Raw genomic sequence first — 21,576 nt, 5'->3', positions numbered from 1 at the left:
TGTGTTATAAGCCTAAATTTATACCCAAAGACCAAGTTCGTAATGTTGGATAACCCAAGCCCGGTGAATCATACATATTACGGTATTTGTTCGGGTAGGGGTTATATAAATCCCAAAGATTGTTTCCCGAAAGAAAAATCCGTACATTATCTACCTTTGCCTTTGTCAACCACTTCTTTGGCAGGGTATAGCCGATGCTCAAATTACGGACAAACATTCTAAATGTAGGAAGCAAGAAGAAGTCGGAATTTGTTCCACCGAAATCATCGTAATAGGCAATATTGGGATATTTACCATTCGGATTCGTTTCCGGATCGTACATATCGGTCAGATAAATGGACTGCGACCACAACGCGTTTGTGCTGCTGGTACCTTGCTTGACATAATCCAAGTAGTTGGCTCCTCCCCAGGAGGTTGAAATTTGGGCTTGAAACGAAATACCTTTCCATCCCGCAGTCAAATTGGTGGTGATGCCGTAAGTCATGTTTGACTTTTTCAGAATTTCCCAATCTTGTCCGGAATCCTTTTCTATGACGCCATTTGGACCGCCGTAGGTCTGTGTACTTTCATCCAATGCACCTCGAACATCCTCATATACCAGCATTCCCTTTCTCATCTGCGATTTATCGGTAATACCCATAAAATTAGGTTCAGCCCCCTCAATACCCGAATTATTCGCATTTTCCGTCAAATAGTTCCAATAGGCATCAATGTCTGCATCGGTACGTAACATACCGTCGCCTCCGGATGTGTGCTTCCATGTTTTATATCCCCAAACAGGATTGCCATATCCGGTATTACCCACGGCGCGCCGCGTAGTCATTTCAGAGGGATAATCAAATGGTTGATCGAAGTATCGCGTGGTCTTGTAATTACCTAAACCGAAGTTCATACCTACGGAGTAGTTCACCTCATTGACATGGCTCTTCCAGGTAACCGATACTTCGGTTCCCCAAGCCTTTACACCTGCGTAGTTCTGTTCAGCAAAGGCCCCTCCCACAGAGATAGGTACTCCGATAGCTCCGGACATATCCGTTAACATGTCGGTAGTCGTATTGTAATAACCATCAAGAGACATGCTAAGTTGTGACTTCAAAAAAGACATGTCTAAGCCGAAATTACGCTGCACGGTGCGGTCCCAACGAAGGTCCCGATTAGGGTCAGCATCCGGTGTTATACCGGTCGTATACATTCCACCGTTACTTCCAAAGGCCATTCCTTTATCGGTCGCTGCTGTATATAACCGAGTCCATTTCCATGGATTTACATTGTTATTTCCGGTAATCCCGACAGAAGCGCGCACCTTCAAATAATTCATCCAGGCAACATGTTCTGTGAACCAATTCTCATCCGATACAACCCAACCTGCAGAAACGCCAGGGAAGAAGCCCCAGTAATTCTCGGGTGCAAACTTTGTGGAAGCATCGGTACGAAATACAAATTGTAAAAGATATCGGCTCTTATAGCTATAATTAACACGTCCCAAATAAGAAAGTGTTCCACTTTCTGTACGATAGGTGATGCTGTTAGACGTGTTTAAGGTTCCGGCAGATATAGAAGTCCCGTTATATACTCCTCTCGTTGGGTTATCGTAAATCTGGTACCGGTCTTCCCATCCGGCGGTTGTTTTTTCAACGCTGAACATGGCACCAATATCATGGTCGCCAAATTTTTGGTTATAATTGGCAAAGAAGTTCAGCTGTTCATTCTTGGAAGTTGTGTTGTCATAAGTAACGCGGGAATTGGCCCGATTAAGTACCGGATCATCCCATTGAGTGGTGCTAGAGTATAAATGGTTATCTGCCGTATTAATGTTACGAGCCCGTGCTAACAATAGCGGCATCTGAACCTGCTCTGTATTGCCTGACGATTGAATAATTCCATAATTAAATTTGAACGAGAGTCCTTTTAGGAAAGGCACATCGTATTGCAAAGAGAAATTGGCATTATAATTAAAATCCTTATTGGTGGTCTTGGAACCATTATTCAACATATCATAATAGTTCCAATTACTTAGGGAATTATTGCCCGATACATTTCCCAACTTATTGGGCCCTAACGCAGGAGAGACATACTGGTCGACGCCGTTTATATTATACATCCACGGAATGTATTTAGGCATATGCAGTAATACGCTATAATCATTCTGTTCACCACCGACAGCATATCCGTCGCTAAAATTGATCTTTGTAAAGGAGCGCTCTAAATTAGTATTAGCTGCGGCCAATGTAGCGCTCAAGCGTAAATCACTCGCTACCTTCACTTCGGTACCCGCCCTGAAAGTCCACCTATTAAAGTCCTGCGATCCCAGATTGGCACCCTGTGTATAGTAAGAAGCGCCTGTATAATAGGTTGCTTTTTCAGAGCCTCCGCTAACGTCCAATGAGTGCTGCATGGTGTGGGCAGCTCGCCAATCGTTCGCCAACCAATCGTAATTCAGTGATTCCATTTGCGAAAGCTCTGCATCCGAGTAAAAGTAATTGTCGTTCCAACCGAGCGCCCTGCCAAACTTATTGGCAAATTCCCCATATTGCCGAGCGTTCATTACTTTCTCATGGCTTACGGCATCGTTTGTTTGAAACTTAGCGCTATAGGAAATCCGCGGCGCGCCCACTTGGCCTCTTTTTGTCTTTACAACAATGGCCCCTTGGGATGCACGGGAGCCATAGATGGCAGCGCTGGCGTCTTTTAATACCGTTATACTTTCAATTTCTGAAACATCGAGCATATTGAACCGTTCCATAGAAGGCTTGCCATTTTGCGGATCCACCTGAATCACATCGTCAATGATGATCAATGGATAGTCATTTCCGCCATCTTTGCCCCAATTAAATTGTTGCCGGACACTTAAGGTAGCCATGGCTCCGGGTCGGGTACTGCCTCCCGTAACATTCAATCCGGGAACCTGCCCTCTTAGTGATTCAGAAACTGAGGCAACGGGTATATCAGCAAGTTTCTTAACGTCCACTGAAACGATCGCCCCGGTCACATCTTTAGCTCGCTGCGAACCGTACCCTACTACAACTACTTCATCTAATGCGCTATTATCTTCCTGTAGAATGACTTCGATTGAGCGCTGGCCACCCAACGCCACTTCCTTCGATTTGTATCCCACATAGCTGAAAATCAAAACTTCATTCCCTGTGGGTAAGTTCATTCGAAAAACACCGTTCTGGTCAGTCGTGCTAGTGGTTTTGCTCCCCTTTAACTTGATGCTTACACCGGGAAGAGGCTCTCCCTTTTCATTTTTTACGGTTCCCTGAATGTTGATCCGTGCTGCCGTCGCGCTATTTGCGACCTTAGACGTCTTTGCTGTTGATGCACCCCACGATTTTGATATAGTTAAGATGCTACAACCTACCAGCGCCCACAAAACAAATTTGCTCGCGGCAATAACTGTTTTTTTTAATAGTACGTTCATAAGGTTTGGTTATGTATTTTCGGTTAGTTTAAGGCGAAATCAGTTTAATCCTAATTTCGTTGGCTCTGTTGTTTTTCTTTTAGTTTTTTCTCCCATACTTGTCTGGCAATCTTGGTCTCCACGCCTTCCTTTGATAAATAGTTATTGATTTTCCCCTTGTATTTACCAAACCAAGCATGTTTGGCTTCTGATGAACCTGCATCCATTGCCTTTTCCCTTGCTTCGGTAAGATAGCCGAGAATCTGTGCTTTTTGTGTCTCCGTTAAACTGGGAAGCATATCAAGATAGCCTTTATAGGTAATCGGTAACACATTATAGGTCATCTCATTTTTTACCTGCTCAATCTGTTCTTCATTGAGCTCCTTCCCCAAACGCTTCAGGTACTTTCCGTGAAGTTTGACTAGTTTTGCTTGGGCAATCTCGTAAGCTTTCTCTGATTGCAGTTTAGCATCTTCTTTCGCTAAACTTGCCTTATAGGATTGCTCTTTCTGTTCCAATTCAGTATGAATCGTATTTAAATCGCGATATTGCCGTACAATAATCGTCCGAACCGCCAAACGTTTCGCGTCATTTAAATTCAGTTTGTCAACAATCTTCTGTGCTCTTTTGGTAATAACTTGGGTATAGTCGTCTTGTTCAAAAGCATACAGCTTTGGCAATAGGATCACCAAGAACAGCATGATAACCGAGCATATTCTGAGACATTTTTTAGAATCATTCATGGTAATATATTTGGTTAAAGTCCAAAAAACAGTAGTGTTATTATGACATTTTTTATACAAGGAAAAAATTATTCACTCTCCCTTTTACTGTTAATTTTGTGGAACAGATCTATAATTTGTACTATTTCCTTATGGTTAGTAATGCAAATATCAACGCTTACCTGTGTAATTTTTTAGCGATTATTATCTACTTATTATAGGATGTTAGCATAGCTTGAGATCCAAAATCACCGGAATCGATTGCGGAAAAAAGGACTTAATAAAAGCATCAAAATGTACTCGTTATTGAATGTCAAGATTTGAAATAACTAAACCGTTCGATTGAGGCAGTGTCAGCGTTACAACATACTGCCCTGCATTGATCATGGTAGCGGTATTGCTGTATGAATAACTCCACTTCCCAACACGTGAAGGGGTAAAAAGCGTATTTTCTTCGTGCAATAGGCTTCCATCTAACGTTCGTAGCGTCAATTTCCCCTTTATGGGCTGCTTTAGGGTGTTGGCATACCTCAAGGTGATACTATAAGTATCGGCTACGCCCGTCTTGATCGTCCAATCAATCTGAGCGGGTCCGTTCGCAGGAAGTTTGATCGCCTCCTTTTCCAAATAACGGATAGCTGTTGTTCCACGGGAACGCGTTGCGGTGCTAGGCTTATAGGTTATTGACGTTTTCAGATCATGTGCTGATTGGAGCTTACTTACCGGTACAACCATTACGGGCGCTAATGGCGGATTATTTTTTCCAAACGAAAGATGCACAAAGCTATTCTCCTTAAAACGTTTTCGGTAGATTTTCCAGATTGACGGGGTAGGTCCTCCGCTTGCTATTTTCATTTGTGTATCTTCATAATCCGCTAAGCTATTGTAAACGTTACGGTTATCTTTTGGTAGCAGAACATATACGTCAACATCCTTCGATACATTAAAGGAAAGCGACTTTTGTTGGCCCGTCAGATTGGCAGGAAAGCGCAGCCAGGTAGCGCCAAATAGCGCTGGCGGAATTACCGTAAAATAGTCGGTTTTTCCGGAAAAGACTTCGTCTCCGATGTCAAGCCAAGTTGATGGCGACAAATCTACAGAATCAGGATCAAATCTTGCTTGCTGAATAAGAAGTGGTGAAGGTGCAGCTGCTTTTATTTTTTCCTTCGCAGCGATGGCGATAGCTGAAACCAACGCCTGGCCAGCTGCTATCCTTGGAAAGTTAATGACAATGCGTCCGTTCTTTGCTTTTGCTGCATACGTTCTCTTCAATACCTGGTCATGCCCTACTTCGTTCCATATATCAACATTGCTATCCACAATAGCACCATTGATGGCGATATCGAATAAACGCCATCCTTTGCAATCCATCCCTCCTCCGGTGCCAAACCAAGGTTCGATAAAATACAGTTCCACTAGGTAATCCCCGTCCGGCACGGGAAATTGAAAACCCAATTTTTCTTTCCCGTATCGAAAGGTTTGCAGAAGCGACCAATTGCGGGTCCCTTTTATGGGGTCAAAAGTACGCCGCTGACTTGCAAAAGTCGCAGGCAAATTATCAAAACCGTTGGTCCAGGAAGAAGATCCCCAACTGTCATCAGCCGTTAATGGGCGGTCAGCTTCCCAAACATGTCCTTGTTGGTCTACATACCTTGGTCCCCCGCAGTTTACTCGGTAAATATATTTGTACCCGTTCGTGTCTTTTACTTTTTCATCATCTGTATACAAGCGATTAAAGGCGGGCGCTTGCGGTAAGCCCTGTAAAACAATGAGATCTTCCGCAACTACTTTATCTTTTACATAAGCCTTTGCATGCAATACATTAAACATAATCGGCACCTTATTCCACACAAATGGCTTGCCCATTCCCTCCCTTTTCTTTCTTCCTAGTGACGATCCGTTCACATCATTAAAAAGTTCAACTTCGTCACAATTCGAATAAACAGTGATGTCATTTTTTTCTCCGGGACTTTCCCAACGATTGGGCCAGGTATGCGAAACAATATAGACCATCGGCGACTTTCGCGGATCTACAAAGTTTGCCCGATACATATAATAAGCATCTGTAGGTTCATCCCAGGGCGTGAAGAGCCCTTTGTAGTTTACGGGGCCAATACGATCTAGCTCTCGGATTCCTTCGCCTCCCTGCACTCTACCGGGATTATCGTGGGAATTGAATAGCCAAAAGAAATGACCCGCAACACTGTCCTTCACCTTATCGGCAAGTCTTACTTTGGTTTCCATTAACTCACGCATTCGGTCTTCTGTATTGGCGCTCGTTTTCGTAAACGGTTTTTCGGCATGAAAGTCGATGGTACGCCAGGCACCATATTCCCCTACTAAAATTTGCCTTTTTAAATCTTGGTCGTACACCTCGGGATCACCACCATAAGTTCCGGTCCAATTTTGGGGCACATCCCAATCCGTTCCACTTCCACCGTTACAGGTAGTTACCTTTCTTTGTGAAGAGGTAGTAGGGTCTAAATTCCGGATCAGTTCGGTACATTCCCGAGCAAAGGCTTCCGGTAATGTACTTTCGTTTTCCAGGCCCCATAAAATTACAGACGGACTATTTCTCCGCTCGATAACCCAGTCGGTGAGTAACTTTTTAAAATTCGCCTTAAATGAATCGTTGTTAAACCAAATATGTGCCGCCATTTGGGTCCAACTCAGTATCCCCAAACGATCCCAGTGTTCCTGATAACGCAGATTATGTGGTTGGTGCGCGTCCCGAAAAGCATTGAAGCCCCCCGCTAGGATTTGATTAACACGGGCATCTATTTGTTCATTGCTGAAAGCATGACTTCCCCCCAACATGTGTTCATACTCAGCGATTCCATTAATAAAAAAAGGCTTACCATTAATAAAAAAACGTTTATCACTTCCTTTTCGATCTATTGGCCAGCTTATCCAGCGAATGCCATAAGATGTTTCTACCTGATCCACAACTTTACCATCGATACTTATTTGTGAGGTAATCGTATAGAGATAAGGATCTTGGGGCGACCATAGACGGACGAAGTTCTTCAGCTCAAGTTGTTGCCGGATTTCTTCGGTGCTCTCACCGGCAATTGTTCTTTGTTGACGCTCTTCTGCAATTACATTTCCTCCCTGATCTTTTATCTGTTGCATAATCACTGCGTTTTTTGCTTCCCCACCATAATTTTTAAAGCTCGTGTTTAAAAACAGCTTCGCGTATTTGGAAGTAACGGTGGTATCATTCCATATATGCACACCAAAAGGTTCAATGCGAACGGGATCTGTCACATATAAATGCACCGGTCTAAAGATTCCCAAGGGTTGCGAGCCCTCGGAGAAGCCACGTTCTTCCGAGCAGCCACCACATACCCATGGCAAATCCCGTATAGCAGCCGGATGGTCTGCTCTTACAGCAAGAATATTATCTTTGTCAAATCGCACTGCGTCTGTGATGTCTAATGTAAAGGTAGTGCGGCCACCTGCGTGATATCCTATTTTCTTACCATTTAACCATACCGTTGCGTAAGCTCCCACGCCCTCAAAATAAAGAAAATAACGCTTATCCTTACCTTCGTTTTCAACTCGAAACTTTTTTCTATACCAAGCATAACCATGTGTATTGCCATGAAGTAGTCGGCGATAGCCGGCATAAGTATCCCAATTATGTGGCACCTGCACAGAAAGCCAATCTACCGAGTTATATCCGTCTTTTTCAAAGCCGCTAAAGGCCAACGAATCGGTTTCATGCATGGTACTCACCCAATTATCCGTTAAGTCATACTGCTTACGCGGCTCTTGCGCAAGCGCATATAAGTTAAAGCATATACCTATCCAGAAAAGTCCCAGTCTAATCTTTTGCATTGTTAAAATCGTTTCATGATTTGGCGAACTCTACATTGGTTCTTTGCAAAGAGACACGTCGGCAGGCTTAGATCGCTAAGCCTGTGACGGTCTTCACCAACATTGCACCAACAATTAAATCTTCATTTGGAGTTTCTATTGAGTTTTAGACTGCTATCCAAATAATATGTTTGTCCTTTTTCAGTTTGAAATTGGATTTCTTTGTCTCGATATCGAAGGGAGCACTTCCCGCCTGCGTGCGAGAACACTTCCAAATGGGTCAATAGTCCATTTTGCCATTGATAGCTCAATTCGAAACCGCCCCTTGCACGAATTCCTTTAACAGCACCTGCGTACAGCGCTTTTGGTAATGCCGGAAGAATATCAATGCTACCGAGGTGGCTCTGCAAAAGCATTTCCGCCACACCGGCTGCACCTCCAAAATTGCCATCGATTTGAAAGGGAGGATGTGCGTCGAAAAGATTAGGATAAACACCCCCTCCTGCTTCCTCCGGACTCAGCAATCGGCTGACCATTTTATAAGCGTGCTCCGCATCTTTAAAACGGGCCCAAAGGTTGATCTTCCATGCCAAACTCCACCCTGTCCCGCCATCACCTCTAAAAATCAATGATTTTTTAGCGGCATTCATTAATTTAGGACTGTCTTGCCAGTTAATTTCGCTACCCGGATACACCGCCCAAAGATGCGAAACATGCCGGTGCTTATTATCAGGATCATCTATGTCTTCCAACCACTCTTGCAACTGTCCATGTTTTCCTATTTGATTGGGAGCGATTTTTTGGCTTTTTTCCGATAACCTTTGTACAAATTCCTTATCTATATCAAGAATCACAGCAGCGGAAGCGACATTTCTAAACAATTGCCTGATTAGCTGATGATCCATGGTTGGCCCCGCCACCAAGCCTCCTTGTTCCGGAGAATTTGATGGCGTACTAATCAGCCACCCGGTTTTTGGATCGCTAACCAAAAAATGATCAAAAAACAAAGCCGAAGCTTTCATAATGGGATAAGCTTGCTCACGTAGAAAACTTTCATCTTGCGTATAAAGAAAATGCTCCCATAAATGTTGACAGAGCCATGCTCCGCCAGTTACCCATATTCCGTGATTAGGATTATTAATTGGAGCGGTTCCGCGCCATAGGTCTGTATTATGATGTAGCACCCAACCTGGTGCATCATAATACGTTTTTGCCGTCTTCTGCCCTACAACGCTAAGCTCCTTAATCATTTGAAAAAGGGGCTCTTGCAGCTCAGAAAGATTGGTATTCTCCGCTAACCAATAATTCATTTCCGCGTTGATATTGGTGGTGTATTTACTTCCCCAAGGTGGTGTCAGTAAATCGTTCCATATGCCTTGCAAATTAGGCGCCAATCCACCGGATCTCGAACTGGATATCAACAAGTACCTTCCATATTGGACAAATAAGGCCAATAAATTCGGGTCACGCGATTTTACAAACTGTGCAATCCGTTGATCAGTAGGGAGTGAGTTTGAAGTTTTGTCCGCTTCAAACTTTAAAGAAAATTTGGTAAAATATTGTTGATAGTCGTGTATATGCGCCAGTCGTATCGTGTCGTACGGTTTATTTTTGACCCTGTTTAGTTGCAATTTGGCAATCTCCTCAGCATCACCCGACACGTCGTTATAGCTTTTATAATTTGTGGCCGCCGTTAGGAATAAGGTTGCTTGATTAGCACCCAATATTTTAATTTTTCCGTCTCCGACATGGAGTTCTCCTCCTTCATGCCTTACATGCAAAAATCCTACGCCTCTTAGAACTCCTTGTTTAACCTGAACCGAAATCCGAATGGTGGAATCGTCAACTTTTTCCACGTTATAAGTCTTATGGGGAGACGCTAAGGATGCATCAAAACTAATTTGCCGAGGTCGATCAGCTGTTAAGTGAATTGCTAAACACGCATCGGGTGCACTGGAGAAATAGGTTCGTTCGAAAGACACACCATTCTGTACGTAACTTGTTTTGCAAATCGCTTGCTCTACATCAAGTGTGCGTTTGTAATTGCTAAACGGTGCCTGAGCTCTAAAATCCAGCAGCAAATCACCGAATGGCTGATATGACTCCTGGTATTTTCCTACCCGAGGTGCTTCATCGTTTTGTATCCAGTATTTCCACGTATCCGTTAAATAAACTGATTCATCTGCCGTATTTTCCTTTAGAAATACGCTTAATTTCCGACTGGAATCTTTATAGCCTACCAAACCACCTTTGTCATCGTAATTGATCACCTGGATGGCAATTTGATTTTGTGCTTTTACTAAATCTTTGGGAATGGTATATAGCCTTCCTTGATTTGCATCATGAGTAGTGCCGATCAATTTACCGTTAATATAGGTAAAATCCTGATCCCGTATTTTCCCCAAGTCTACAACTAATTCCCGCCCGATCCATTCTTTCGGAACGGTGAAAGTAGTCCGGAGCCAAACGGCGCCATCAAGTCCCTGAAAACCTTCCTTTTCCCAACCGTCTCGCGACGGGACACGCATTTCTCTCCATGTCTTATCCTCAAAATGTTCTTGTGAAGGATTTTTAGGCTGTTGCTCAATTGCTCTTACGGCCGTTAGCCAAGGTTCGGGTGGATCGGAAATAGACTTAGTTCCCATGAAATGATGCCCAGCCAGCTCTTCCGCAGCTTGCTGCTTTCCTTCAGATAATAGCTTTCTAATCTCGCCGAGATAATTCTTTGCGCCGGGTTGATTATAGTTTCTGGGACCACCCGTCCATAACGAGGATTCATTAAATTGAATACGATCCGCTTGTACCCCCCCAAATACCATGGCACCCAATTTTCCGTTGCCAATGGGAAGTGCTTCCGTCCAGGTATTAGCGGGATGCTGATACCATAGTGTTAAATCCTGTCCATACAGATTTCCCCTTATGAACACAATAAAGCAAAAGACGCAAAAGAATCGATATAGTTTTATCCAGCTCATTTTTCTAGGGTGACGGCGTTTTCAGGAGCATCGCTTATATATAAAGGGTTTTGAACAAGACGTAGGTCATTCGCCTTCAAGAGTAAAGCCTCCGTCTCATTACCGCTCGCTTCGAGAAATGTCTTAATGGGTTCCATGATCAAACAATTGGCAATAAAAGCACGTTTTACATTATTGAATTTCAATGTTGCGCTACCGCTAAAACCGGCAGCGGTCCGCAACCCATTGATCTGTAAACCGCTAACATTGGTAGCAGCAATTGCCGGTCCGGTGGAGGGATTAACGGATACATTGGAGAACACAATGCCTTTCGACGCCCGGATATCGAAACCTGTTTTTGTTTCCATCACCATATTGCTGAACGATACATTTTCAATAGGCATCTCTTCCAGTCCATTTAAATAGCCCGCCTGCTCACCTTGCGCAGTAATGTTACTCAAGTGGATATTTCTAAACCTAGGAGTTCGTTCGGAGACCGGCTCCCTATCCGTTTTGGCATACTGCATATCCAGCACAATGGCTTGCTGTTTGATGTTATTCATGACGATATTACTTACTTGGATATCCTCAACAACACCTCCTCTTCCGCGCGCTGTTTTTATGCGGATACCACGATCCGTACCATCGAAAATACAATTCGAAATGACGATCTTTTTTACGTCACCCGACATCTCGCTGCCTATGACAACACCTCCGTGACCTGATAGCATGGTACAGTTGGTGATGGTATAATTTTCAGCGGGACGAGCTTCTTTCCTTCCTGAACGGTCTTTTCCTGACTTAATCGTAATGCAATCATCGCCAACGCTAATGTGGCAGTTGGATATATGGACATTGCTGCACGACTCGGGGTTAATACCGTCGGTGTTAGGCGATGGGGGATTATTAATGGTAACTCCATCGATCGTTACGTTATCACAAAACTCGGGATTGACCGTCCAAAATGGCGAGTTTTTGATGGTAATACCATCTATGCGCACGTTTTTACAATACATGGGTTGGATAAAGGGAGGCCTCAAAAAACCACGTTCCACCCACCCTGGTAAATCCGGATGCAGTACATTCTTATTCAACTTATGAAATTCTTTCTGCCATTTTGATTCGGGCGAGTTCTTTACATGAACTTCAGAGTAAGCCCACCATTTCTTTCCATTCCCATTAAGCGTTCCTCTTCCGGTAATGCGGATATTCTCTGCTTCATACGCGTAAATGAAAGGGGAAAAATTGGCAACCATGGTTCCCTCCCACCGGCTTGGCACCATGGGTAAGTAATGGTCGAAATTATCACTAAAACAAAGTTCTGCACCTGCTTCAATGAAAAGGGTAATATTGCTTTTTAAGTGGATAGGACCGGTAAGATAGGTTCCCGCGGGAAAATAAATGGTGCCACCACCGGCTTGTGAGGCTTTTGCTATCGCTTCTTTAATCGCCGTAGTGGCTAATGCCGAGCTATCGCTTTTCGCGCCGAAATCCAATACATTCAACGCCAATTGTGCTTGTGCAACGAAAGAAAATAATGTACAAAAAAGTAAAAGATATAAGCTGCGCATTTTTTAATTGATTTTAGCGGTCAGTTCGCCCAGGCTTTTGCCGGAGGCAACACGTTTGCCATCTACGAACAAGATAAGTCCTTTGCCTTTGCCATATTTTTTGCCGGTTTTATCCCATAAAACGGTTAATGTTCGACCATGATAGACGAGGTTATCCAAACAAAACCAATCCCATGTATCCGGTACAAGTGGTTTAATGCTTAGGTGATTCGTACTTCCCGGCTTTAAGCCTATAAGATCATTAATCACTAAATCACAAAATCCGGAGTGGTTATAAAAAGTGCTCCGCGGATTATCTCCTTTTAACCAGTATCCGGTTTTCTCATCCTGATACTCGCCAATATATGGTTTCCCATTTTTTTGATGCGAGCGCGCATATTGATGCAGCTTTTCATAGAATAGCTTACGATCTATGCCATCGCGATTTCTATAATTCGTGAGCAAATTTGCCAGTCCTTTCAGCGTCTGGGTAGTGGCAAAAGGCCAGATGGCGCCGTCCCACTCGCAACTATGTCCGGTACCACGTGTACGGAAAGTAGGCTCTCTTCGCTCGGCGGTGGTTAAACCCCAAGGCGCCTGGAAACCTGCAGTATCGGTAAGTTGTAGCCAAGCTTTCGCAAACTCGACTTGATCGGGGGGCAGGTTAAAGTACCAGGGAATAAATCCAATGGCCTCGCGTGCGGCAAGTTGACCATCCGGATGACGTGTACGGAAAAAATTACCTTCGGAGCCCCAAAGGCTGTCAACCACCAACTTTTCAAGTATACTTGCTTTGCGATTATATTTATCAACTAAACTATCTATTTGGAACAGTTTACCCATTTTTGATAAGGCTTGGGCATTGCCAAACATATAGCTATTGATGCTTGGTCGCCTATTTTGTACTCTTCTTCCCCCACTTACGGATTCTTCCATCCCGTCTTTTACATCATACTGCCAGAATAGTCCGCTGGGCAATTGACGTTCGCTTTCCCAACGTTCATAGTCTTTATCCAATAACGGTAGCCATTTCACCAATTGCTCTTTATTTTGTTGCACCAGGTATAAATTATACACAGCATCACTCAACCAGCTACTAAAGGAATGAAATTTTGAAGGTTTAAATGTTGGTTCTTTGATCAACCAGAAATCGATATATTGTTTGATATATTCTTGATTTCTAAGCCACCTTCCCTCATAGATATGATGCCCCAATGCACAACTGATCGCACCATATTTTCCCTCGTGTTTAACCGGTTCAATAAATTCCGTAAAAATGAAGCCATGGGGTGTTTCCTTTAAGTGCTTTCTAAAACTCCACCACCGATAATTATATATTTGTTGAATGGCTGAGTCAGGACATTCAAATAGGGGAATATTTTTCGCCAACCATTCAAACGATTGGCTATTGGACACGAAGTTGACGACTGCTTCACTATCAATGCTATTAAAATATGCCACGTCTCGTTTTAAAGCTTCCGTTGTCAACACGAAAGGTTTGGCTTGTCCAAAAGACGAAAAGCCCAAACCGACGCAGAATAAAAGCAACAACAGTGTATATCTATCTCTTCGTTTCAGTATCATCATTCGCATTATTTTCGTTTTGATCACGCTATGTTCAGCTCAAAGCAATATCGGTAGGAATATCGAGTTGCTTAGCTAATATCGTATAATCTTTGTATAGTTTATCGATTGCCAATTTAACTTGCGCATCGAAGTTTCCAGCTTTTCTCCGACTATACAAGGATATATTTAATCCCCTTTTTTGTAAAAAATATTTTGCAACAATAGGATATACATGATGCATAACATCCATATTGTCGGTTAGAAACTGCTGCACTAACGCCATTTGTTCTGAAAAACCAGAATCATTGCAATGCTGACATAGCCAAACAATCAACTCGGGGAAATAATTACCCTGTATACAGGACAAACCGGCAGCACCTGCTTTTAGCGATTCAACAGCATGTACCATGTAAGCGTCATATAAGCCGAAGTCAGGATTTTTAACCTGAGCCAGTTTAGATTGAATTTGTTTAATATCCAAACAAGTATCTTTGTGATAGATAATCCTTCCGGAAGCAACAAAGCGCCCCAATTGATCAGGATGAAGGACACGTTTATAGGGTTCAGGGCATTCGTAAAAGCCTAATGGAATGTTCTCGGTTAATTCAAACAGTTCAAATATACGTTCCTCGAACACAGCGTCGCTTTCGTCTTCAGCAGCAATTAAACCTGTTATCAGAATGACGGCATCTACGCCTAACGAATATACCTGGCGAACAAAATCTGCTTGGACAGCAATATTCCCTTTAACAGAACTGGCTGCCACGACCGGAATTCGTTCATCTACCTGTTCTACCACCGCCCGAATAACCCGTAAACTTTCTTCTGCAGAAAGTTCAAACATTTCACTCGACTGGCAGTTCGCGAAAAGACCCGACGCGCCAGCCGATATATAAAATTCCGTTAGCTGGCGAAGCCCCTCAAAATCTATCTCCCCATTCTCGAGATAAGGCGTAAGCATAACGGGGATAAATCCCTTTTCTTTCTGTTTCATTTCTATAGATTAGTTCTTTTTTGGCTATCCGATTTGCGACCTTAATATGAGTTCTTCAGCATTCATAACAAGATGCAAATAAATGGTTAGAACAATAGCAAAGTTATTCCCGCTTTAAAGATGTTTCTTATAATATGTTTGCTGTAAATTATAGGATATTAGCGTATGAGGCAATAAGCTGTAAGCTATAGGCAATAAGCAATAAGCCTTAAGCCGTAAGCTATAAGCTATAAGCTATTCATCGTTCATCATTTATAATTCATCACTACTTAACTACTCAACTACTCAACTTTTTAACCATTGGCTAATTATCAAGCTTTCTGCAATCAGTTATCTGCTTTCGGTCGCACTAGCCTCTCATTATCACATTGGCTAATTAACTAATTGGCTAATTAACGACTCCCTCCTTTCCACGAAGATAAGCAGCGAACGTCCCTACCAAATAGATCGTCAATGTGCCAACAACAATGATCATATTAGCGTGCAAGGTGCTTTTGAGATAAGGATAATCTGCCGGAATTAAATACGAGAGACTCGTCCAGATAATTACCAGTATGCCTACAATGGTTGCCAGAATCGCGTCACTGTTTCCGGCATGCTTATTTAGAATTCCCAATAAAAAGAGGCCCAACATACCTCCTGCAAATATTCCCGATAGTTGCCACCAGATGTCTAAAATGCTTTTTACACCGATCATCATAATTCCAGTCCCCATTCCTAGCAGACCAAAAACAACCGTAGCCACGTGCAATAAACGTAAGGTTTGTTTATCATCTTGATCTTTCCTTATATACCGTTGATAAATATCTACCGAAAAAACAGTCGCCGAAGCATTCATTCCCGAACTGATCGTGCTCATGGCCGCTGATAAAATAGCCGAAACTATGAGGCCTATCAGCCCCGTCGGAATTTTAGTTACCATAAAATGGGGCATTACTTTATCCCCATAATCTGCCGGTGTTAAAGTGGCAGCCAATGCTGACAGGTCGTGGGATGACGCCGCTGCACCCAAACGTTCTGCAGCAACTTGCAATTTTATCGGTTCAATTAGCGCTGGATTAATCTCATAATAAGCAAACAAGCATGCTCCAATAATAAAAAACAACAGAGATGCCGGAAGATAGATCCAAACACACAACCAAACGGATTTACTGGCTTCACGAGGCGACGATGCCGTATGATAACGCTGTACATAATTTTGGTCCATCCCAAAGTTATTTAGGTTTATAAAAAAACCATACAGCAGTACCACCCAAAATGTCGAATTTGTAAAATCGGGAGCGAAGCTACCTAAACTAAACTTGCTATTGGTTTGGCCAATCTCCACAATCTTGGGGATTCCCCCTGGCATATTGGAAACAATCAAATAAATAATCAATACGGCTCCAAGTGTTTTAATTACGCCCTGTACCACTTCTGTCCATATAACAGCTTCTATCCCACCCATAACCGTATAGATGATAATACAAATACCCGTAACTAACATAATAGCTTCCATTGAGTAGCCCGTAAGTGCTTGCAAACTGAGCGCAATGCCAAAAAATACGGAGCCCATCCGAGCAAGTTGTGTTAGCAGAAAACAAACCACGGCATAAGTTCTTGCCCAAGGCCCAAAACGATGCTCCAAATGCGTATAGGCGGATACTTCTCCCGAGCTGCGATAGAACGGAACAAAGTACTTAACAGCAATCCAAGCAGCCAATGGCATTGACAGACTAAACACAAAGGAGTTCCAATTACTACCGAAGGCTTTTCCAGGCACTCCCAAAAAGGTATTACTACTTAAAAAAGTTGCATATATAGATAAACCGATCGCCCAACCGGGAATTAACCCAGCCGCTTTTGTGAACTGTTCAGCATTTTTGTTCTTTCTCGAAAACCAAACGCCAACCAATACCATAGCTAACAAATAAAAGGCGATGATTACCAAATCTATAATCGGAAGGTTTTGCATCATTGTAATTAGTTAGTACCCATCTCGTCACCACCGAAGTGACTAAGTCATAAAGGTAAGGACAAGTTACAAAAGTGAAGCTTTTTGACGTTTTGTTCTTCAACATTCTTAGCTTTTTTCTATATGAAATTATCAAGTAACGCTTTTTCTTCCGAAAACCCTAGACAATTGCAATAAAGAAAAGAACGATTATTTTTGTCACTTTCTTCCGCAGAAAGTAACCAAAGACTCGTCGCTTGGAACTTTGCTTTAAACGATAGTGCATCAACGTGCAAACCGCAAATTTCCTAGGCGACATTTTCCAAGGCCAACGATTGATGCTCTTAACCGGACGTATCATTTCTTCAGCCCTCAATTTAGCACTGTGCGAGAGAAAAACGGCGTCGGTGTCCCACAAGGCCGTTCTTCCCACGCACATGCCCTCTGGTGAAAGATAGAGCTAATTCGTCCGGTTAAAAGTAAAGACTCTCCGTTCTAAAAAAATGCCGCCTCCAAAATTTACAGCTAGCACTAGGAGGCACTACCATTCCTGTAAATTTTGAAGCGGCGAGCTTTCTTTGCTTCTTTTCTTTCGCGGAGAAAGAAAGAAGTTAAAATAATCGTTCTTTTAATCTTAACATTCGATTGAATATTACTATCCGAATTCCACGAAAGCAATTTCAATACCATTAAAATAGACACATTTAGAAAGCCAAACAACTAAAATTGTGCTATTAATTTCTCAATCAGGGTGTAAAACCTTACCTTTAGGGCTTAACCTCAAAACTATTAAACTTATGGATCCGTCTTTATCTCCCATACTCATGATTGTAGGAGCTATCATAGCGCTGTTTTTGCTCCTTTATATATTACCGGTGAACTTATGGTTTACGGCACAACTTTCGGGAGTACGTATCAATCTACTGAATCTAGTACTTATGCGGCTACGCAAGGTATCACCTTCTTTAGTGGTTAATGCCATGATTACCTCAACCAAAGCAGGGTTAAACATTACTTCTAATGATATTGAGACCCATTATTTGGCTGGTGGAAATGTAAATAATGTGATAAAAGCACTAATATCTGCTGATAAAGCTAATATTCCTCTTGATTTTAAATTAGCAACAGCTATTGATTTAGCCGGTAGGGATGTATTTGACGCCGTTCAGTTGTCGGTAAATCCACGTGTAATCAATACACCTCCTGTCGCAGCAGTTGCAAAGGATGGGATACAACTGGTCGCCAAAGCTCGTGTAACGGTGCGTGCAAATATTAACCAATTGGTTGGCGGTGCAGGCGAAGAAACAATCTTAGCAAGAGTGGGCGAAGGTATTGTTACCACAATCGGTTCCGCTAATAATCACAAAGAAGTTTTGGAGAACCCTGATAGAATCTCTAAAACAGTGCTGGAAAAGGGCCTAGACAGTGGTACTGCTTTCGAAATCCTTTCCATTGACATTGCCGATATTGATATTGGAGAAAACGTTGGTGCAAAATTGCAAACGGATCAGGCGGAGGCTGATTTAAAAGTTGCTAATGCCAGAGCCGAAGAAAGAAGAGCAATGGCAGTAGCTTCCGAGCAGGAAATGCGTGCAAAAGCACAAGAAGCACGTGCGAAAGTAATCGAGGCTGAATCACAGATTCCGCTTGCCATGGCAGAGGCCTTTCGGAGCGGAAATTTAGGGGTAATGGACTATTATAAAATGCAAAATATACAAGCCGATACGGATATGCGCGAATCCATCGCTAAACCCGGTGCTGAAAACAAAGGAAAAAACAAGTAACATCCCCACTAGTATATAAACGCTTATAACATACAACGTATAACTTAAAACGTTTTCCTAACTTTGCATGTTATATGAGTAATGCAAATCGACCCATCACGGATAGCGATATACTTTACGAGGATAATCACCTGATCGCTGTTAATAAGCGTGCGGGTGATATCGTACAAGTGGATGACACAGGAGATGAACCGCTGGATGAAAAAGTAAAACAATATCTTGCCAAAAAATACAATAAGCCAAACGGCGCATTTCTCGGTGTAGTGCATCGCTTGGATCGCCCGGTAAGCGGGGTCATTTTATTTGCAAAAACGAGCAAGGCACTCGACCGAATCAATAAGATGTTCAAAAGCAGGGAGATGCATAAAACTTATTGGGCAGTAGTTCGTAACAGGCCTGCTCAAACTGCCGGAACTTTGGTTCACTGGCTTGTAAAAAATTCAGGTAAAAATGTAACGAAGGCTTATGATCATGAAGTAAAGGGAAGCCTCCGGGCGGAACTGCATTATAAGTTGATTGGTGAGCTGAATGGTTATTACTTAGTTGAGGTGAATCCGGTTACAGGCCGCCCTCATCAAATCCGCGTTCAACTAGCTTCACTAAATTGCCCAATCGTGGGTGACAATAAGTATGGATACCCTCGTGGAAGTTTAAAGAAGAGCATCTGCTTGCATGCCCGAAAGCTTGTTTTTGAACATCCCGTGAAAAAGGAAGAGGTGAAGATTTTTGCCTCTTTACCCAGAGATGGATTTTGGGAACGTTTTGAGGTTTTTGGGGAGTAGTTGAGTAGTGATGAATTATGAATGATGAGCGATGAGTGATGAATTGCCTTTTTACTTCCTGCCTACCGTAGGCAGGTTTGCTTTTGAATTTTTACCTTTGAATTAGTGAACAGCGAAGTACCTGAATCGTTAAGTAGTTAATTAGTGAGTAGTTAATAGGGAGTAGTGAAGTACTATCCGTAGGGTCGGCAGGCTTTTCACTTTTGAATTTTTACTTTTTACTTTTGAATTTGTAACCATGGAACGAATTTGGATATATCAAGCGGCTAAATCTTTCTCAGAAGGGGAAGAAGCACGTATACTCAATAAATTGGAAGCTTTTACCGATCAATGGGAAGCACACAAAGAAAAACTGACAGCAAGGGTCGAAATCCGATATCATTTATTTATCATTATAAGTGTCGACTTATCGCAGGTGCTGCCAAGCGGCTGCTCAATTGATAAATCAGTTCATCTACTGAAAGAGCTGGAAAGCGAGTTAAACATCTCCTTATTTGATCGGATGCAAATCGCTTATCGCAAGGGAGACGAAATTCAGGTAGTACCCCGTGCAACTTTCGAGCAGCTGTTTGCGACTGGACAAATTAACGAAGATACCATGGTTTTTAACAACTTAGTGGATAACGGGGAGGATTTGAAAACCAAGTGGGAAGTTCCGTTTAAAGATAGTTGGCATGCCCGTGTATTTGCTTAATCGGGAATGCTGCTGTGTCCCATATAGCGAACAATCGCATTCGCTTTTCTATTAATGTAAGAAGTGGGCCTGGCTGGCGACCAACGTCGGGGATTTGGCAGTACAGCGATGATCAAGGCGGCCTGTTTTTTTGTAAGTGATGTGGGCGCTTTGCTAAAATACGCGTGAGTGGCTGCATGTGCACCATAAAGCCCGTCGCCGGTTTCAATCACATTGAGATAAACTTCCAAGATTCGCTTCTTACCCCACAATAATTCAATTAGCATCGTGAAATAACTTTCAAAACCTTTTCGGAGCCAAGAACGACCGGGCCATAAGAAAACATTTTTTGCGGTTTGCTGGCTAATGGTACTCCCCCCTCGCATTGCCTTTCCTGCCTGGTTCTTTTTATAAGCCTCTCGTATCGCTTTGATATCAAAACCGACATGTTGCATAAAATTAGCATCTTCTCCGGCAATTGCTGCTCGTTTTAAATTGTCAGACAATTCGTCATAGCTTACCCAACGCTTTTCCAACTTCCAGTCCTTTCCATCAAATTTGCGTTCAACGCCTCGTTGTAACATGAGCAAGGTGAAAGGTGGGTTGACAAAACGAAAAATCAGCACCCAGCCACCTGTAATAATAATAAAGTACAAGGTCACATATGCTAAGAAAACCCCGAATTTTCTTTGTTGAAGAAGCGTTAGCAGTCGATCTTTAACAGGAAAGGTTTTACTATTTTTATGTTTATACGAACTTTTATTCCGAAATTGATTCTTTTTCGGTGTCCTTTTAATTGCCATTTGATAAGAGGTACTGTTGACTTTTCGTAATTTGGCTGCAAACCTAAAAATAAATTGTGATTATCTCATACTGTATTATTATATCCGCAAGGAAATCGTCTTTAATATGTAGATGAAGGTGTTTATGTTAAAAGAACGATTATTTTATTCAACTTTTCTTGATAAAAGAGTTGAGCAAAATCAAGGCTATGTGGGCTACCTTGCACCTGATGGCAAAGCATTCATGGCGCGTATTGGAGCCGTTTCACTTCCTCAATCCGCTTGCATATTACCATATGAACAGAAGTGCAAATGCTTTGCTGCTCGTTGCCTCGGTATCCCACAAGGCCATTCTGCCCACGCACAGTGCTAAATTGAGGGCTGAAGAAATGATACGTCCGGTTAAATGCATCGATCGCTGGCCTTGGAAAATGTCGCCTAGGAAATTTGCGGTTTGCACGTTGATGCACTATCGTTTAAAGCAAAGTTCCAAGCGACGAGTCTTTGGTTACTTTTTTCATCATTTGTTAGTTTTCAATGGCATTCAAGCTACTTCGTGGTCTGCGGAAGAAAGTGACAAAAATAATCGTTCTTTTAATATTTAACAGTACATTAAC

At 42.5% G+C, this 21,576-nt stretch carries 13 protein-coding genes; 4 read left to right on the top strand and 9 right to left on the bottom strand.

Translation table 11 applies throughout. From position 1 onward, the window contains the following. Positions 1-4: 4 nt before the first annotated feature. The 8 genes from ACH11B_RS12405 to ACH11B_RS12370 all read right to left on the bottom strand — a co-directional run bounded on the left by ACH11B_RS12405 (position 5) and on the right by ACH11B_RS12370 (position 16,962). Positions 5-3,421 carry a SusC/RagA family TonB-linked outer membrane protein gene (locus tag ACH11B_RS12405; RefSeq protein WP_377612475.1) on the bottom strand — a complete coding sequence of 1,139 codons (3,417 nt, stop codon included), beginning with the start codon at positions 3,419-3,421 and terminating at the stop codon, positions 5-7. A gap of 50 nt (positions 3,422-3,471) precedes the next feature. Then, complete coding sequence (locus ACH11B_RS12400; protein WP_377612477.1) at positions 3,472-4,143, bottom strand: DUF3826 domain-containing protein; 672 nt, start codon at positions 4,141-4,143, stop codon at positions 3,472-3,474. A 282-nt stretch (positions 4,144-4,425) separates the two neighbouring features. Further along, positions 4,426-7,962, bottom strand: coding sequence for a malectin domain-containing carbohydrate-binding protein (locus tag ACH11B_RS12395; protein ID WP_377612479.1), 3,537 nt, complete (start codon positions 7,960-7,962; stop codon positions 4,426-4,428). A 122-nt stretch (positions 7,963-8,084) separates the two neighbouring features. After that, the gene (locus ACH11B_RS12390) at positions 8,085-10,916 is read right to left on the bottom strand and encodes a glycosyl hydrolase family 95 catalytic domain-containing protein (protein ID WP_377612481.1); all 2,832 of its coding nucleotides are present in this window, start codon (positions 10,914-10,916) and stop codon (positions 8,085-8,087) included. Next, complete coding sequence (locus ACH11B_RS12385; RefSeq protein ID WP_377612483.1) at positions 10,913-12,466, bottom strand: glycoside hydrolase family 28 protein; 1,554 nt, start codon at positions 12,464-12,466, stop codon at positions 10,913-10,915. Before ACH11B_RS12385 ends, ACH11B_RS12390 begins: the two co-directional genes overlap by 4 nt. 3 nt (positions 12,467-12,469) lie before the next feature. Then, positions 12,470-14,032: an MGH1-like glycoside hydrolase domain-containing protein gene (locus ACH11B_RS12380; protein ID WP_013665577.1), complete on the bottom strand. Its 1,563-nt coding sequence runs from the start codon at positions 14,030-14,032 to the stop codon at positions 12,470-12,472. Between the two features lie 31 nt (positions 14,033-14,063). Beyond that, entirely contained in the window at positions 14,064-15,005 is a 942-nt protein-coding gene (locus tag ACH11B_RS12375) for a dihydrodipicolinate synthase family protein (protein WP_013665576.1), read from the bottom strand. 388 nt (positions 15,006-15,393) lie between these two features. Continuing rightward, entirely contained in the window at positions 15,394-16,962 is a 1,569-nt protein-coding gene (locus ACH11B_RS12370) for a sodium:solute symporter (RefSeq protein ID WP_246860253.1), read from the bottom strand. Positions 16,963-17,735: 773 nt separating this feature from the next. Between ACH11B_RS12370 and floA the strand changes: the two genes are divergently transcribed. From floA to ACH11B_RS12355, 3 genes are all read left to right on the top strand, one after another. Then, positions 17,736-18,722, top strand: coding sequence for a flotillin-like protein FloA (gene floA, locus ACH11B_RS12365; protein ID WP_013665574.1), 987 nt, complete (start codon positions 17,736-17,738; stop codon positions 18,720-18,722). 74 nt (positions 18,723-18,796) lie between these two features. After that, entirely contained in the window at positions 18,797-19,504 is a 708-nt protein-coding gene (locus ACH11B_RS12360; protein ID WP_130856420.1) for an RluA family pseudouridine synthase, read from the top strand. Positions 19,505-19,742: 238 nt separating this feature from the next. Further along, the gene (locus tag ACH11B_RS12355; protein ID WP_377612486.1) at positions 19,743-20,198 is read left to right on the top strand and encodes an ABC transporter ATPase; all 456 of its coding nucleotides are present in this window, start codon (positions 19,743-19,745) and stop codon (positions 20,196-20,198) included. Here ACH11B_RS12355 and mtgA read toward each other — a convergent pair. Continuing rightward, positions 20,195-20,980 carry a monofunctional biosynthetic peptidoglycan transglycosylase gene (mtgA, locus tag ACH11B_RS12350; RefSeq protein ID WP_013665571.1) on the bottom strand — a complete coding sequence of 262 codons (786 nt, stop codon included), beginning with the start codon at positions 20,978-20,980 and terminating at the stop codon, positions 20,195-20,197. The genes ACH11B_RS12355 and mtgA overlap by 4 nt on opposite strands. Positions 20,981-21,189: 209 nt before the next feature. On the opposite strand from mtgA, the gene ACH11B_RS12345 reads away from it, so the two are divergent. Further along, positions 21,190-21,564 carry a hypothetical protein gene (locus tag ACH11B_RS12345; RefSeq protein ID WP_377612488.1) on the top strand — a complete coding sequence of 125 codons (375 nt, stop codon included), beginning with the start codon at positions 21,190-21,192 and terminating at the stop codon, positions 21,562-21,564. The last annotated feature ends 12 nt before the right edge of the window (positions 21,565-21,576 follow it).

This window comes from Olivibacter sp. EAT-5, assembly GCF_044784325.1.
GTDB classification, from domain to species: Bacteria; Bacteroidota; Bacteroidia; order Sphingobacteriales; family Sphingobacteriaceae; genus Olivibacter; species Olivibacter oleidegradans.
Note: the sequence above shows the minus strand (reverse complement) of the source record. Positions and strands in the feature narration are given on the sequence as shown.